Below are 15,909 nucleotides of genomic sequence, written 5' to 3'. Positions count from 1 at the left end.
CGCCATCTTGGCGGCTATGGGATTGGCCCGATTCCGGGGCTGGCCAGTCAGCACAGTGGTGACCGCGGTGGTGTCGCTGATCGGAGTTCCTCTCCTGCCGGTAGGGCGCAGTGCGGCCGATTCGGCGTGCGCCACCGGAGTACCCGACGCCAGGCCGGTGGGCAAGGGCCAGCAGCTGATCGTTGACTATTTCAACGCGGTCAACGGCCAGGACTACGCCACGGCGTGGGGATATCTGGGTCGGCCGATGCGAGCCAGGTACGGCGCGACGTCAGCGGATCGGGACGCGGACGGCTTGTCGCACTTCTCCTCGACCATGCGCCGGGACCTGCAGTGCGTGCGCGTGACCGGGATCGCTAGCGCCGACCGAGCCGACCCGGATGTCTCGGCTTCGCTCGGAATCCAGTGGCACCAGGTGACATTCGACGTGCGGTACAGCATGCCACGCAACACCGGCGCAGCCACGCTGCCGCCGTTCTACAAAACACACGCCGACCCGCATGAACCCGGGGCGCCGCCGCCGCTCATCATCGATGAGGCGACGGCGGGCTAAGCCGAAGCCGCTGCCAGGGTCCGCTCGTCCTCGTCGGCGAAGGTGTCCTCCAGCTGCAGCGGCGAGTAGTCGAGATCGATCTCGCCGACCGGCCGCCCGCGGGCGCTGCTGATCGTGCCGAACCGTCGCATCCCCTTGTCGGTGGAGTACTGCAGGAATTCGTCTTGGGACAGGTCGAACGGGATCTCGTCGCCGTACAGCGCGAATCCGTCTTCGATGAGGCGCAGCCCCAGCGGGATGAGCTCATTCATGCGCGTTTCGAACACGGTCCAATTGGCGTCGTCGGCGGCGACGTGGCGGCGACAGGTGAAGGTGCCCCAGGCCATATGGCGTCGCTCGTCGTCACCGATCCGCCGGACCAACTCTTGCATTCCGGGAAGAATTCCGCGTTCCACGCAGATCTTGTGCCAGGCAAAGTATCCGGTGAGGGCCAACATGCCCTCGACGATGTGGTTGTAGGTCACCGATGCCCGAACCTGGGCGGCCGGTGACGAATCGGTCGTGAGATCGTCCAGCGAGTTCGGTAGCTCGTCGTAGAAGATTTGCCGGTACGTCGGAAGCTCATCGAGGTAGCCGTGTAGATCCTCGGTCATCCCGACCGCGTCCAGCCACAAGCGGAACACCTGCGTGTGTTTGGCTTCCTCGAACGCGAACTGCGTCAGATACATCTCGTCGCCCAGCCGCCCTTCGGCGCGCATCGCGCTCATGAACGGCTGGATGTCCTGGGTGACCGATTCCTCGCCGGCGATGAACTGGGCGCACAACCGGGTGGCGTAGTTGCGTTCAAGGTCGGTGAGCGTCTCCCAATCTTGCCTATCGTGAGAGAAGTCGATATCGGCCGGATTCCAAAACTTCGCATTGCCGCCGGCAAACAGCTTCAGCGGCAGGCTGTTCCAGTTGAGGCCGCCCGCAGCGAGCGTGCCAAAGTGGGTGCGCGTCATGTGATCTCCTCCGATCGTTTCTGGGCTGGGTTGAGGGCGGGGTTCTGGTTCTGGGCACGAAACGCTGCCGCCAACACGGCGACGAGCCGGCGCACGGCCAGCGCCGGCTGCTCCGGTGTCGGCTCGTCGAGGCCGAGGATCGGATCCAAACCGCGCATGTACGGCGCCAGGGCCAGATGCGGAAAGATCATCAGCAGCAGCGACAACAACGCATCGGTGTCGGAATCCGCGCGCAGGTCGCCCCGCAGCTGCGCGTCACGCACCAGCGGCCGTAGCACCTCCAAATAGTGCCGGTGTAGGACGCTGCGTACGCTGATGCGGGCGTCGGCGTCGACCTCCAGCGTCGCCGCGGCGTGCAGAGCTCGTTCCCGGGGATGTTCGGCGAAGTAGGCAATCCAGCCGTCGAGCAGGTCGGTGAGGAATTCGAAGAACGGCCGGTTCGGGTCGATCTCGCGGATCAGGTCCTCCATGTAGGAGCGGACCCGCTGGCTGGCGATGTCGGCGATGAACGCATAGAGGTCGCGCTTGTCCGCGAAATACTGAAACAGGCTGCCCTTGGCGACTCCGGCGCGCCGGGCGATGACGTTCAGGCTGCCTCGGGAGAATCCGTGCGCCCCGAACTCGGCCTCCGCGGCTTCCACCACGGCCGCGCGACGAGCCGGATCGACACGAGCCCACGTAACCGTAGGCACCAGGCCTCCTAGCGTTGATGACCACTGGTCATTCTACTGTGCGCCGCATCACAGTCAAGGCCGCCCGGGCCCCTAGGGACGCATCACGGGCGCATCTGGTAGGCACCGTTGATCGGCAGGACGTGGTCCTTCCAGATCTGGTCGTAGCGCGCCGGGTCATGTGCCGGCCGGCGGATCATCCGCATGGCGAATCGGGCCTGTTCGTCTGTCGTGGCGGACTTGTCGGCCAACTCGATGGCATAGCCGTTGAAGTCCTTGACCAACAGGCCGAAGATCTCGTCGACCACTGCCTCGTCGACACCGGACAGCGGGGCCTCCTCCAAAATGAGCTGGGCGTAGGGCACCGTCGCAAAAAGCTGTCCCACGCCGAAGGCAAAGTCGATGTCCTTCTGCTGCGCCGCATCCGGGGTAGCGCTGGCCAGCATCTCGGCGAGCGTGTCGACCTGCTCGCGCAGCAGCGCGACATTAGGCAGGTGGGCGAAGCTGCCGAACGAGGCGCGCCAGTCGTGGAAGCGCACCTTGCCCAGACCCCCGGTGGGTCCCTGGGCGAATAGGAACGAATCGTCGGCGGCGTCGTCGCGACGCGGGATGGCCGGCAGCGCGGCATCGGGGGCGAACAGGTAGTTGGGCATGAACTTGCCCAGCAGGCCGATGTTGATGTGAACGGTGCCTTCCAGGCGGGGCAGCAGGCCGATCTCACGGGCCACCGTCTCGAAGAACGTGTCCTTCTCCACCCCCTTGGCGGCGATGACATCCCATAGGGCGGTGATGACCCGCTCGCCTTCGCTGGTGACCTTCGCCTTGGTGAGCGGGCTGTAGAGCAGATAGCGACGGTCGGCTGCCGACGCGCTGCGCAGGTAGTCCGAGGTGCGGGTGGCGACCAGCTTCATGGCGACCAGCCGCGTGTACGAGTCGGTGAGCAGCCGCCGCACGTGGGTGAAGTCGGTGACGACCGTCCCGTAGAGGTGGCGGTTGGACGCGTGGGTGACCGACTCGTACAGGGCGTGCGTGCACATGCCGATGGAACCCCAGCCCAGGTTGTACTTGCAGACGTTGACCGTGTTCAGGGCGGCGTGGAAGGCCTCGGGGCCCCGGTGCAATATGTCAGCCTCGGTGACCGGATAGTCGCGCAGCGCGTAATTGGCGACGTAGTTCTGCGAGTTCACCACGTTCTTGATCAGGTCGTATCGGTCGTGCTGGGAGTCGGCGGCGAAGAAGACGTACTCTTCGTTTCCGGGGCTCCCGGCGATCTTGCCGAAGGTGGAGACCATCCGGGCCACGTTGGCGTTGCCGATGTAGTACTTCTCGCCATTAGCGCTCCAGCCGGTCCCGCCCGCGCTCGACGGGGTCAGGATCATGTCGGTCTGGTAGACGTCGGCGCCGTGGGTCTGCTCGGAGAGCCCGAACGCGAACACCTCGCCGGCCTCCAGCTGAGCTGCGGCCTTGCGCTTGGCGTCCTCGTTGGCGCTCATCCAGATCGGGCCCAGGCCAAGGGCCGTGACCTGGAAGGGGTACCAGTAGCTCAGCCCGTAGAAGCCCACGATCTCGGCGAACTCGCTGATCCGGTAGGTGTCCCAGCGGCAATCGTCAGCGCCGTACTCGGCCGGCGTCAGCAACGAGGCAAAGATGCGCTCCCGCCCGACGTGGTCCAGGAAGTCGGCATACCAGGTCCGCTCGTGGTCGTCGTGCTTGAGCCGCGCCTTTCCCCTGGACTCGAAGAAGTCCACCGTGGCGGCCATGATCTCCCCCGAGCGACTGTCGGGGTACTGGCGTTGCAGGCGGTTGGGATTGAGCAGCATGAGAGTGGCTCCCGGGAGCGTTTCGGACTAGGAACTTCTGTAGCAACCTGAACTGACCATGTGACGGTACTGCAATACGGTCGTCGTTGGGGGCGTCACCGGGCAAACCTGCACTATTAGCCGACACCGAAAGCGACCTAGCATCGGTGACGTGTCAGCACTAAATACGGCTCGCGGACCCATTGATACCGCCGATCTCGGCGTCACCCTGATGCACGAGCACGTGTTCATCATGACCACGGAAATCGCGCAGAACTATCCGGAAGGTTGGGGCGACGAAGAACAGCGGGTGGCCGATGCGATCACCCGGCTGAGCGAACTGAAGGCCCGCGGCGTGGACACCATCGTCGACCTGACTGTGATCGGGCTGGGCCGCTACATCCCGCGCATCGCCCGCGTCGCGGCGGCCACCGAGCTGAACATCGTCGTCGCGACCGGCCTCTACACCTACAACGACGTGCCATTTTTCTTCCACTACCTGGGCCCGGGCGGGATGCTGGATGGCCCGGAGATTATGACCGACATGTTCGTGCGCGACATCGAAGAGGGCATCGCCGACACCGGCATCAAGGCAGGGATCCTCAAATGCGCCACCGACGAGCCCGGCATCACCCCCGGTGTCGAGCGTGTGCTGCGCGCCGTCGCGCAGGCGCACATGCGCACCGGGGTGCCGATTTCCACGCACACCCACGCCGGGCTGCGGCGCGGGCTCGAGCAGCAACGCATCTTCGCCGAGGAAGGCGTGGACCTGAGCCGGGTGATCATCGGGCACTCCGGCGACAGCACCGACGTGGGCTACCTCGAGGAGTTGATCAGCAACGGCTCCTACCTCGGAATGGACCGGTTCGGCATCGACTTGATCCTGCCGTTCGAGGAGCGCGTGAACATCGTGGCCCGACTGTGTGAACGCGGGCACGCCGACAAGATGGTGCTCTCACACGACGCCAACTGCTATTTCGACGCCCTGCCCGAAGCGCTGGTGCCGGCGGCCGCGCCCAATTGGCACTACCTACACATTCACAACGACGTGATCCCGGCCCTCAAGGAGCGCGGCGTCACCGACGAGCAGGTGCGCACCATGCTCGTCGACAACCCGCGCCGCATTTTCGAGCGGCAGGGCGGATATCAATAAAGCCACGAAAGCGCTGGTCAAACACCGTACCCTGTGCTTCTGACTGATTCCTCGACCCACTGACCAGGCGACGGCCGGTGAGCTGATGAGAGCAGAAGCGCAGGTCGTTCGTGTACACGATTCCCGAGCAGCTCGCCGCAGCCGCGACCGATCTGGCCCTCACCACCGCGCTGCTGGCCGCCGGAGCGGATGAGGTTTCGACGGCCATCGCGGCGGTGTTCGGCGCACGCCCAGGCCTATTGGGCGGTTAGCGCCCAGGCGGCGGCGTTTCACGAGCAGTTCGTGCGGACCCTTAACGGCCGCGCGAACTCGTATCCGATCGCCGAGACCGCCGGTGCGGCGCAGACCCTGCAGCAGGATGTGCTTGCGCTGGTGAATGCGCCGGCCCTGGCGTTGCTGGGTCGCCCGCTGATCGGCAACGGCGCCAACGGGGAGCCGGGGACCGGGGCCAACAGCGCGGCCGGCGGCATCCTTTACGGCACCGGCGGGGCCGGGGCGCCCGGCGGGAACGGCGGCGCCGCCGGAACGCTGTTCGGTGCGGACGGACTGAGCGGGTTGACGTAGCCGGGGCCGCACTCAGGGCGCGATCGCGTCCGCTTCGCGGTCGATGTTCTGCGGCTCGATGTGCTTCACCCGTTGCTCCCAGCGGCGCAACGTGTCCCGGCAGGGTGACTCGACCAGCGCATAGCTCACGGCGGCGATCGCGAACCCGAAGATCAACGTCAACACCAACACCGCCGGCATCCGACCGGTGAACGGGAACGTGCCGATCACGGGGAACACCATGGCCAGTGCGGCCAGGTGCCAGATGAACAGGCCATAGGACCAACGCCCCAGGGTCACCATGCCGGTACTGCCCAGCAGGCGGTGAGGTGTGTCGGGCCGGTCCAGCACCAGCGGCGCCACCAGCGTGAACGCCACCACGGAGCCCATCGCGGTCTTCACCGCGAATTGGGCGGCAGTGCCCGGAATCAGCCCCTCCGGCCCCGCCAGCGGGGAAGCCGCCACCAGATAGGCCAGCACCGCCAGTAGGGCCATCAGCACCCGTCGCCGAGCCAGCCGGTGCGGCAACCCGATCGGGCTGTGCACCCACTCCGCCAGCAGCATGCCCGCGGCGAACCAGGAGAAGAACGCCGGCGGCCAGTTCAGCGGGTTGATGCCCGACACCGTGTGCAGCGGGACCCAACCCCAGGCCCAGCTGACGGCCCCCAAGGCAGCGATTGCCGGCACCCGAGCACGCACCGGAATGCGACGGGCCAGCAACGCAAGAACCGGCAATGCCAGGTAGAAGCTGACCTCAACGGACAGGCTCCACATCTGGGTCAGGCCCCCGGTCAGGGTCAGCGGCACATAGATCTGGGTGAGCGTCAGGTTAGCCAACCACACCGTCGGGCTGGCATGGTCCGCGTCGGGCAGCAGCGACAGGATCACCACGACCGCCACCACATACGCCGGCATGATGCGAACTATCCGCGATCGAAGATAGTGGCCGGTCTGCGGGCGCAACCCCAGATCTCGTGCCGCAGCGGCATGTCCGCGCCACAACAGGAATCCCGACAAGGCGAAGAACACCGCCACCGCCAGATCGAAGCGGCCGAACAGCCGGCCCGCCACACCGCTGGAGTGCCCGGTCTGGAAAGCGACGTGTGTGATGACCACGCCGATGGCCGCGCAAGCGCGCATACCCTCGACGGCGGGCAAAAAGCTGCGGGTCCCACCGACCGGCTGGCCATCGGTCACCAACACAGTCTGCCTGTGCTGTCCAATCGCTCACCGCTGGTGGGTTCGGATACACCCGGTTCGTCCATCGGGGCAATACATTCTGCTGTTAGGGTCAAACGGGTTTTGCCTCGCTTGGTCAGGTCGGAGCGGGTGTGCCGACCGACGAGTCCTTTGACCATAAGGAGGTCACAGCAACGTGAACCGGGCAGTCATGTTGCGGTTCGCCGCATGCGGAACGATCGGACTCGGAGCCGCCCTGCTGATCGCCGCGCTGCTGCTGTCGACCTATACCACCAGCAGGATCGCCAAGATTCCGCTCGCTATCGATGCCACGTTGATCAGCGAGGGCACCGGAACAGCACTCGACTCGGCGTCGTTATCCACCGAGCACATCGTTATCAACCAGAACGTGCCGCTGGTGTCCCAACAGCAGGTCACCGTCGAGTCACCCGCCAACGCCGACGTGGTCACGCTCCAGGTCGGAACGTCGGTCCGGCGCACCGACAAGCAGAAAGACAATGGGCTACTGCTGGCGATCGTGGACACCGTCACGCTCAACCGCAAGACGGCGATGGCGGTTTCGGACGACACCCACACCGGCGGCGCGGTGCAGAAACCGCGGACCTTCAACGACGAGAACCCGCCGACGGCCATCCCGTTGCGGCACGACGGGTTGTCCTACCGGTTCCCGTTCCACACCGAGAAGAAGACATATCCCTACTTCGACCCGATCGCGCAGAAGGCGTTTGACGTCAACTACGAAAATGAAGAGGACGTCAACGGCTTAACCACGTACCGCTTCACGCAGAACGTCGGCTACACCGCCGAGGGGAAGCTGGTGGCTCCCATCAAGTATCCGTCCCTGTACGCCGGCGACGAGGACGGCAAAGTCACCACATCGGCGGCGATGTGGGGGCTACCGGGTGATCCGGACGAGCAGATCACCATGACCCGGTACTACGCTGCGCAGCGAACCTTCTGGGTGGACCCGGTGTCCGGCACCATCGTCAAGGAAACCGCCCGCGCCAACCACTACTTCGCCCGCGATTCACTCAAGCCCGAGGTCACGCTGGCCGACTACACCGTCACCTCCACCGAAGAGACGGTCGAATCGCAGGTCAACGCGGCTCGCGACGAGCGTGACCGGCTGGCACTGTGGTCGCGGGTGCTACCGATCACGTTCACCGCGGCCGGCTTGATCGCGCTGGTCGGTGGTGGACTGCTCGCGTCGTTCAGCCTGCGGACCGAAAGTGCCCTGATCGATCCCAGCCTGGACCGGGACGACCACGATTACCGTCGCGGCGGGCTGGAAGAACCGGTACCCGGAGCGGAAGCCGAAACCGAGAAGCTGCCCACGCAGCGCCCCGGTCTGCCGCGCGAGCAGAATCCGCCGGGTTCGGATTCGCCCCAACTCGGTTCGGCGAAGCCGCCCCCGCCGTCCGATTCGCGGCCCCCCGACCCAAGTCCACCCCCGCCGGGGCCCACCAGCCCCGGCCCGCCCGAACGGCCCTAGCCCGGCGACGTGCGCTGGTTCCGGCCGGGGTATGCGCTGGTCCTGGCGCTGCTGGTGGTCGCGCCACTGCTGCGGCCCGGATACCTGTTGCTGCGTGATGCGGTCTCCACACCGCGGTCGTATTTTTCTGACAGCGCCCTCGGGTTGACGTCGGCGCCGCGGGCGACGCCGCAGGACTTCGCGGTCGCGCTGGCGTCGCACCCGCTCGACGGGGGCATCGTGGTGAAGGCGCTGCTGATGCTGGGGCTTTGGCTGGCGGGCTGGGGCGCGGCACACCTGGTCTCGATGGCGCTTCCGGCGGCGGGCGTGGCGGGCCAACTTGTGGCGACCACGCTTGCGGTCTGGAATCCCTATGTCGCCGAACGGCTGCTGCAGGGCCATTGGAGCCTGCTGGTCGGCTACGGCTGCCTGCCTTGGGTGGCGACGGCGATGTTGACGCTGCGGACGACGGATGGCACCGGCTGGTTCGGGCTTTTCGGCCTGGCGTTCTGGATCGCGCTGGCCGGCCTGACCCCGACCGGGCTGCTACTCGCCGCGACGGTTGCGCTGGTCTGCGTGGCCGTACCCGGTGGGGGCCGGCCGCGTTGGCAATGTGCCGCCGCGGCGTTGGGCGCCGGTCTGGTGGGTGCGCTGCCCTGGCTGACGGCGGCGGCGCTGGGCTCGTCGTTGGCCAGCTACACCGGGGCCAACCCGCTAGGGGTTGCCGCGTTCGCGCCTCGGGCCGAACCGGGGCTGGGCACGCTTGCCAGCCTGGCCAGTCTCGGCGGGATCTGGAATGGCGAGGCCGTACCCGGTTCGCGGACAACGTTTTTCGCGATGGCATCCGCAGTCGTGCTGCTCAGCGTGGTGGCGGCGGGACTACCGGCCGCGGCACGTCGGCCGGCGGTGGTGCCGCTGCTGGTGCTCGCGGCGGTGTCCGTAACCATTCCGGCCGTCCTCGCCACCGGCCCAGGCCTGCAAGTGCTGCGGGTGGTGGTTGACGCCGCACCCGGCTTGGGTGTGCTGCGCGACGGACAGAAGTGGGTGGCGCTGGCGGTGCCCGGATATACCCTGGCCGGCGCGGGCACGGTGGTGACGTTGCGCCGCTGGTTGCGGCCCGCACTGACGGGATTGGTCTGCTGCGTGGCGCTGATCCTGACGCTGCCCGACCTGGCTTGGGGGGTGGGGGGCAAGGTTGCGCCCGTGCACTACCCGTCCGGTTGGGCGGCCGTGGCGGCAACGATCAATGCCGATCCCGGAACCGTTGTGGTCTTGCCCGCGGGCACCATGCGGCGGTTCGCGTGGTCCGGTTCGGCGCCGGTCCTCGATCCGCTGCCCCGCTGGGTTCGCGCCGATGTGCTGACCACCGGTGATCTGGTTATTTCCGGGGTGACCGTTCCTGGCGAGGGGGCGCACGCCCGAGCGGTGCAGGAGCTGCTCTTGACCGGGCCAGATCCGTCAACCTTGGCCGCGGGCGGCGTCGCGTGGCTGGTGGTGGAGTCCGGCAGTGCCGGCGACATGGGTGCGGCCCCGCGCACCCTCGATCGGCTGACACCGGCTTACCGGGACGACGAGCTTGCGGTGTACCGGATCGGCGGCCAAACCGCCGGCACACCCGCTGCCCGCCGCGCAGCGACAATGCTCGCCCATCTGGCGTGGCTGGCGATGCTAATGGTGGGCGCGGCCGGCATGGCCGGCCATTCGGCGCGCCGATACTTGCACCGCGGCGAAGACACGCCGGGAGTCGCCAAGGATTGAGTCTCGCGGCGCGGGGACTTAAACCACGCCGCTGACAAAGCGGCCAGCTTGCACCGCCTGCAGCACGCTGCACATGGCATCGGCGCTCTGCCGCCAGGAGAACTCGCTGCTGCGCGCCTGCGCCTTGGCACCGAGTTGGTCGCGCAAGACCGAATCGGACAGCAGCCGTTCGAGCCGATCCACCAGTTCGGCGCGGTTGTCGACCAACATTCCGGTCACCCCGTCGATGATCGAGTCGGACAGGCCGCCGGAGGAGCGATACCCGATGGTGGGCACGCCGTGCTGGGCCGCCTCGACGACCGCGAGACCCCACCCCTCCTTGCGTGAAGGCAACAAGTGCACCCACGAACGTTGCAGCACATGGTGTTTGGTCACGTCGTCGACATGGCCATGGAAGGTCACCGCGTCGGCGATGCCGAGCCGTTGTACATGGTCGACGAGCCGCTGCCGCCACCAGCCACCGCCGACGATGTCGAGATGCAGGCCCGGCATCCGGGGCCGCAGTGCCGCGACGGCGTCCAGCGCATCTTCGATCTGCTTGTGTGGCACCAGCCGGGACAGCACCACCACGCGCGGCGCGGGGGCGCGCGGGCCGGACAACGTTGGCGCCGGCGCCTCGTCGAGACCGTTGCGGACCACCGCGATCCGATCGCTGTCCACCCGCAGAGCGACCAGGTCTCGCGCCGACGGCAGCGACACCGTGACGTACTGATTACGCCGGTGCAGCCGCGGCGACAACGTCGACTCGACGTACCAGCCGATCCGGCCAATCACCGGGCCGGCAACCGGCCACTGCTCACGGTGGCAGTGGTGCACCAGCACCACCGCCCGCCGGCCATACAACAGCCGGGCAAGAAACGGCAGGCCGTTCTGGGTATCGACGACCACGTCGGGGCGCACTCGGCGCAGCGGCCCAAGCCCGATTCTGGCTCCTACCCTGGCTCCGAAATCGGCTAGGGCCATCGCCAGCAACGCCCAGAGGTACACCGAGTAACGCCCGCCGGCGCGGCTGATCCGCACACCGTCGACCAGTTCATGTCGTGGCGCACCTGGATAGCGGGCGGTGCGCAACGTGACCGCAATGCCCGACGCGGCCAGCTGAGCCCCGATGCGTTGTAGATAGGCTTCGCTACCGCCCCCCTGGGGGTGCCCGGTGTCGCGCCAGCACAGCAGCAACACCGAGCGCAGAGCAGACATTGGCGAATAGCCTAGCCCGGCGACGATGCGCGCCGCGCCGCGGCGCGAGGAGGAGCCGGGCAATTCGGCCTAGCCCGGCGACGATGCGCGCCGCGCCGCGGCGCGAGGAGGAGCCGGGCAATTCGGCCTAGCCCGGCGACGATGCGCGCCGCGCCGCGGCGCGAGGAGGAGCCGGGCAATTCGGCCTAGCCCGGCGACGATGCGCGCCGCGCCGCGGCGCGAGGAGGAGCCGGGCAATTCGGCCTAGCCCGGCGACGATGCGCGCCGCGCCGCGGCGCGAGGAGGAGCCGGGCAATTCGGCCTAGCCCGGCGACGATGCGCGCCGCGCCGCGGCGCGAGGAGGAGCCGGGCAATTCGGCCTAGCCCGGCGACGATGCGCGCCGCGCCGCGGCGCGAGGAGGAGCCGGGCAATTCGGCCTAGCCCGGCGACGATGCGCGCCGCGCCGCCGCGCGAGGAGGAGCCGGGCAATTCGGCCTAGCCCGGCGACGATGCGCGCCGCGCCGCCGCGCGAGGAGGAGCCGGGCAATTCGGCCTAGCCCGCGCTTCACGTTGGGCGCATGGCCGACAGCCGTAGGGTGTGCCGGGTGGCGGTATACCCCAGTGTCACCGGCGCCTTCGCGCGACGGGCGACGCTGAGGCGCTCGCTGCGATTGCTGTCGGAGTTCCGCTACGAGCAGCCCGACCCGGCACGGTTCTACCGCGCCCTGGCAGCCGACACCGCGGCGATGGTCAGCGATCTGTGGTTGGCCACCCACGGCGAGCCGCCGGTGGGCCGAACGCTGCTGGACATCGGCGGCGGGCCGGGGTACTTCGCGACGGCGTTCCTTGACGCCGGTGTCGGCTACATCGGTGTCGAACCGGATCCGAGCGAAATGCACGCGGCCGGACCCGCTGTCACCGGCGCGCCGGGCACCTTCGTCCGGGCGTCGGGCATGGCACTGCCGTTCGCCGACGACTCCGTCGATATCTGCTTGTCCTCCAATGTCGCCGAACACGTCCCGCGGCCCTGGCAGCTCGGCACCGAGATGCTACGGGTGACCAAGCCGGGCGGGCTGGCCGTGTTGTCCTACACCGTTTGGCTGGGGCCATTCGGTGGGCACGAGATGGGCCTCACCCACTACCTCGGCGGCGCCCGCGCCGCCGCCCGCTATGCCCGCAAACACGGCCGTCCGGCAAAGAACAACTACGGGTCCTCGTTGTTTGCGGTGTCGGCCGCCGACGGTCTGAGCTGGGCCTCCAGCACCGGGGCCGCGATAGCCGCATTTCCCCGCTACCACCCGAGATGGGCGTGGTGGGTGACATCCGTGCCGGTGCTGCGCGAGTTCCTGGTGAGCAATCTAGTACTGGTGCTCCAACCGCAATACTGAAACATGTTCTCGTTTGGCTTTGGGCTTGGGTAGTGTGGCGCCATGAGCGACAGTAGGACGGAATACGACAACCTCTTTATCGGCGGCAGGTGGGCGAAACCGTCCACCTCCGATGTCATCGAGGTGCACTGCCCGGCCACCGGTGAATACGTCGGCAAGGTGCCGATGGCCGCGGCGGCCGACGTCGATGCCGCGGTCGCCGCGGCGCGCGCCGCATTCGATAACGGCCCCTGGCCCGCTACCCCGCCGAAGGAGCGTGCGGCAGTGATCGCTGCGGCGGTCAAGTTGATGGAGGATCGCAAGGAGCAGTTCACCTCGCTGCTCGCGGCCGAAACGGGCCAGCCGCCGACCATCATCGAGACGATGCACTGGATGGGTTCGATGGCGACGATGAACTTCTTTGCCGGCGCAGCGGACAAGGTCAGCTGGACTGAGACCCGCACCGGCTACTACGGACAAACCATTGTCAGCCGTGAGCCGGTCGGCGTGGTGGGTGCCATCGTGGCCTGGAACGTTCCGTTGTTTTTGGCGGTCAACAAGCTGTGTCCAGCGCTGTTGGCCGGCTGCACGGTGGTGCTCAAGCCCGCCGCCGAAACGCCGTTGTCCGCCAACGCTGTAGCGGACGTATTCGCCGAAGCCGGCCTGCCCGAGGGTGTGCTGTCGGTGGTGCCCGGAGGGATTGCGACCGGGCAGGCTCTGATGTCCAACCCGGACATCGACATGTTCACCTTCACCGGCAGCTCGGCCGTCGGCAGGGAGGTCGGCAGACGCGCCGCGGACCTGCTCAAGCCGTGCACCTTGGAGCTCGGCGGCAAATCCGCGGCCATCGTCCTCGAAGATGTCGACCTGGCCGCAGCGGTTCCGATGATGGTGTTCTCCGGGATAATGAACGCCGGGCAGGGCTGTGTCAACCAGACCCGCATTCTGGCTCCGCGCTCCCGGTACGACGAAATCGTGGACGCGGTAACCAATTTCGTGCAAGCTCTCCCAGTGGGCCCGCCGTCGGACCCGATCGCCCAGGTCGGTCCGCTGATCTCGGAGAAGCAACGGACCCGCGTCGAAGGCTACATCGCCAAAGGCATCGAGGAGGGTGCTCGGCTAGTGTGCGGCGGCGGCCGCCCCGGGGGTCTGGACAAGGGTTTCTTCGTCCAGCCCACCGTATTCGCAGACGTCGACAACAAGATGACCATCGCCCAGGAGGAGATCTTCGGGCCGGTGCTGGCCATCATCCCCTATGACACCGAGGAGGACGCGATCGCGATCGCCAACGATTCGGTGTATGGACTGGCTGGCAGCGTGTGGACCACGGATGTGCCCAAAGGCATCGAGATCTCACAGAAGATCCGCACCGGGACATACGGAATCAACTGGTACGCATTCGATCCCGGCTCACCGTTCGGTGGCTACAAGAACTCCGGCATCGGCCGCGAGAACGGGCCGGAAGGTATCGAACACTTCACCCAGCAAAAGAGTGTGCTGCTGCCGATGGGTTTCACCATCGAAAGCTAGCGGCCCTGGAATCGGGCTTGCCGGCGCTCGACGAAGGATTGCACGCCCTCGGCGGCATCCTCGCTGGCGAACAGCGCCCTCATTTCGGGAATCAGCTGCTTGATCGCGGCGGCCTCGCCCTGTTGGCGTGCCAGGTGCGCCGACGCTAGGGTGGCCCGCACACCCAGCGGCGCGGCGCGATCGGCGATGGTGTGTGCGATCTCGCGGGCCCGGGCCAAGGCCGCCGACGCATCGTCGGCCACTTCTTGGACCAGCCCGATCCGGTGCGCCTCGGCGGCGTCGAACTCGTCACCGGTGAGCAGCCAGCGCATGGCGTTGCCCCACCCGGCCTCGCGGGGCAGCCGGATCGTCGCGCCCCCGAACGGATAGATCCCGCGCTGCACTTCAAGCTGGGAGAAGCGGGTTCCGGCCGCCGCGATACGGATGTCGGCGGCCAGCAGCAGTTCGATGCCCAGCGTCAGGCACCAGCCGTGTGCGACGGCGATCAGCGGCGTGGTCCACTGGCCGTCCAGCCGCCACGGGTCGCGGCCGTCGTCGGCCAACGGCGTCTGCCCGGTCGCGATGCTCGGACCGACGTCTACGAGATCCAGGCCGCCGGTGAAGTGGTCGCCGTGCGCGAACAACACCCCCGCGCGCGCCGAGGCATCGGATTCCAGCAGCGCGTAGGCCCGGGACAGGTCGGCGAACATCGCCCGGTCGAACGAGTTGCGCTTGTGCGGCCGGTTCAAGCCGATCAGCAGGACGTGTCCGTCCCGTTCGAGCGAAACATTGTCGAGATTGGGCAGCTCGGGCGGGGAGGTCTGGGAAACGTGAGAAGTAGTGGTCATCGGTCCAGTCAAGCGCAGATCTAACTATTATGCAATAGTACATAATCCGATTACCGATGCAGCCAGGCTTCCGTACTTCATGCCATCCGTCGCGCGGTATCACGGCAATGCATATGTTAAGTTGCATAGTAGTGGGCCGGTGACCCCGGCGCATGAGAGCAGCACACCTGCCGGGAGAAGCCATGTGGATCATCGAGTTCAATGTTGCCGGCGATCGATTCAGCCCAGAATTGCCCGATGCGCGGCACTCCCCCGCCGCATGACGCCAGCCAACCCCGCTCAAACGAAGCGCGGCGGTACCCGGAAAAGGATGCTGGCCAGCGCCGCCCAGGTGATGCGCGAACGGGGGGCCGCGGGTGTGACCATCGACGCGGTGCTAGCCCGCAGTGGCGCCCCACGCGGCTCGGTGTACTACCACTTTCCCGACGGGCGTAATCAGATCCTGGCCGAGGCGCTGCAATACGCCGGAGGCTCCATCACCGCCATCATCGAAGCCGCCGCCGACCGGGGCGCCAGGGTCCTGCTGCGTGAATTCGTCCGGTTCTGGGAACGCCTGCTGGTCGACGGTGACTTTGCCGCCGGGTGCCCCGTGGTGGCGGCCGCCATCGGTTCGGCGCAGGACGCACCCGAGCTGTCCGCCGAAGCCGGTGTGATCTTGGGCCGCTGGTGCACGGCATTGACCCACGCGTTCCTCGCCGACGGTTTCGACGAGGCGAATGCGGCGTCGCTGGCGGTAATGTCGATCGCCGCGCTGGAGGGTGCCATCGTGCTGTGCCGCTCGACTCGCAGCGCCGACCCACTACGTGAGGTTGGCGAACAGCTCGAATTCCTCATCACAGCAAAAGAATTCGTCTCTGGCAGAAAGACCCAGCGGGAGTGACCTGGGCGTAGTGTCGGGCGCCGTCGCCTCGTTGCACGG

At 67.2% G+C, this 15,909-nt stretch carries 13 protein-coding genes and 1 pseudogene; 8 read left to right on the top strand and 6 right to left on the bottom strand.

Translation table 11 applies throughout. The features are described 5' to 3' along the window. Window positions 1-16 precede the first annotated feature (16 nt). Window positions 17-553: a hypothetical protein gene (locus tag AADZ55_RS01830; RefSeq protein ID WP_242670382.1), complete on the top strand. Its 537-nt coding sequence runs from the start codon at window positions 17-19 to the stop codon at window positions 551-553. Here the strand turns inward: AADZ55_RS01830 and AADZ55_RS01825 are convergent. The 3 genes from AADZ55_RS01825 to AADZ55_RS01815 form a co-directional block, all read right to left on the bottom strand. Next, entirely contained in the window at window positions 550-1,494 is a 945-nt protein-coding gene (locus tag AADZ55_RS01825) for a R2-like ligand-binding oxidase (RefSeq protein WP_085327570.1), read from the bottom strand. The genes AADZ55_RS01830 and AADZ55_RS01825 overlap by 4 nt on opposite strands. Continuing rightward, a complete protein-coding gene (locus AADZ55_RS01820; protein WP_085327571.1) occupies window positions 1,491-2,186 on the bottom strand; it encodes a TetR/AcrR family transcriptional regulator in 696 nt (231 codons plus the stop codon). Before AADZ55_RS01820 ends, AADZ55_RS01825 begins: the two co-directional genes overlap by 4 nt. An 83-nt stretch (window positions 2,187-2,269) precedes the next feature. Then, window positions 2,270-3,985 (bottom strand): acyl-CoA dehydrogenase family protein, encoded by a 1,716-nt coding sequence (locus tag AADZ55_RS01815; RefSeq protein WP_085327572.1) that lies wholly within the window; start codon window positions 3,983-3,985, stop codon window positions 2,270-2,272. A 151-nt stretch (window positions 3,986-4,136) separates the two neighbouring features. Here AADZ55_RS01815 and AADZ55_RS01810 point away from each other — a divergent pair, with 151 nt between their 5' ends. After that, window positions 4,137-5,117, top strand: a complete 981-nt coding sequence (locus AADZ55_RS01810; protein WP_085327573.1) for a phosphotriesterase-related protein — start codon at window positions 4,137-4,139, stop codon at window positions 5,115-5,117. 110 nt (window positions 5,118-5,227) lie between these two features. Continuing rightward, window positions 5,228-5,672: pseudogene (locus AADZ55_RS01805) on the top strand (PE family protein); the annotation flags it as partial. A 21-nt stretch (window positions 5,673-5,693) separates the two neighbouring features. On the opposite strand, the gene AADZ55_RS01800 reads toward AADZ55_RS01805, so the two are convergent. After that, entirely contained in the window at window positions 5,694-6,863 is a 1,170-nt protein-coding gene (locus tag AADZ55_RS01800) for an acyltransferase family protein (protein WP_085327574.1), read from the bottom strand. A 172-nt stretch (window positions 6,864-7,035) separates the two neighbouring features. Here AADZ55_RS01800 and AADZ55_RS01795 point away from each other — a divergent pair, with 172 nt between their 5' ends. Together AADZ55_RS01795 and AADZ55_RS01790 are read left to right on the top strand one after the other, a co-directional pair. Further along, a complete protein-coding gene (locus tag AADZ55_RS01795; protein ID WP_341286254.1) occupies window positions 7,036-8,352 on the top strand; it encodes a DUF3068 domain-containing protein in 1,317 nt (438 codons plus the stop codon). A 9-nt stretch (window positions 8,353-8,361) separates the two neighbouring features. Next, window positions 8,362-10,089 carry a hypothetical protein gene (locus tag AADZ55_RS01790; protein ID WP_085323995.1) on the top strand — a complete coding sequence of 576 codons (1,728 nt, stop codon included), beginning with the start codon at window positions 8,362-8,364 and terminating at the stop codon, window positions 10,087-10,089. An 18-nt stretch (window positions 10,090-10,107) separates the two neighbouring features. Here AADZ55_RS01790 and AADZ55_RS01785 read toward each other — a convergent pair whose 3' ends face one another. Next, window positions 10,108-11,286: a glycosyltransferase family 4 protein gene (locus AADZ55_RS01785; protein WP_085323996.1), complete on the bottom strand. Its 1,179-nt coding sequence runs from the start codon at window positions 11,284-11,286 to the stop codon at window positions 10,108-10,110. 558 nt (window positions 11,287-11,844) lie between these two features. Here AADZ55_RS01785 and AADZ55_RS01780 point away from each other — a divergent pair. Then, window positions 11,845-12,654 (top strand): class I SAM-dependent methyltransferase, encoded by an 810-nt coding sequence (locus AADZ55_RS01780; RefSeq protein WP_085323997.1) that lies wholly within the window; start codon window positions 11,845-11,847, stop codon window positions 12,652-12,654. Window positions 12,655-12,696: 42 nt separating this feature from the next. Further along, window positions 12,697-14,163 carry an aldehyde dehydrogenase gene (locus AADZ55_RS01775; RefSeq protein WP_085323998.1) on the top strand — a complete coding sequence of 489 codons (1,467 nt, stop codon included), beginning with the start codon at window positions 12,697-12,699 and terminating at the stop codon, window positions 14,161-14,163. Here the strand turns inward: AADZ55_RS01775 and AADZ55_RS01770 are convergent. Further along, window positions 14,160-14,990 carry a crotonase/enoyl-CoA hydratase family protein gene (locus tag AADZ55_RS01770; RefSeq protein ID WP_085323999.1) on the bottom strand — a complete coding sequence of 277 codons (831 nt, stop codon included), beginning with the start codon at window positions 14,988-14,990 and terminating at the stop codon, window positions 14,160-14,162. The two genes, AADZ55_RS01775 and AADZ55_RS01770, sit on opposite strands and share 4 nt — an antisense overlap. A 310-nt stretch (window positions 14,991-15,300) precedes the next feature. Here AADZ55_RS01770 and AADZ55_RS01765 point away from each other — a divergent pair, with 310 nt between their 5' ends. Next, entirely contained in the window at window positions 15,301-15,870 is a 570-nt protein-coding gene (locus tag AADZ55_RS01765) for a TetR/AcrR family transcriptional regulator (protein WP_085324173.1), read from the top strand. Window positions 15,871-15,909: the final 39 nt, after the last annotated feature.

The organism is Mycobacterium decipiens, from assembly GCF_963853665.1.
Classification (GTDB): Bacteria; Actinomycetota; Actinomycetes; order Mycobacteriales; family Mycobacteriaceae; genus Mycobacterium; species Mycobacterium decipiens.
This window is presented reverse-complemented; position numbering and strand designations above follow the sequence as displayed.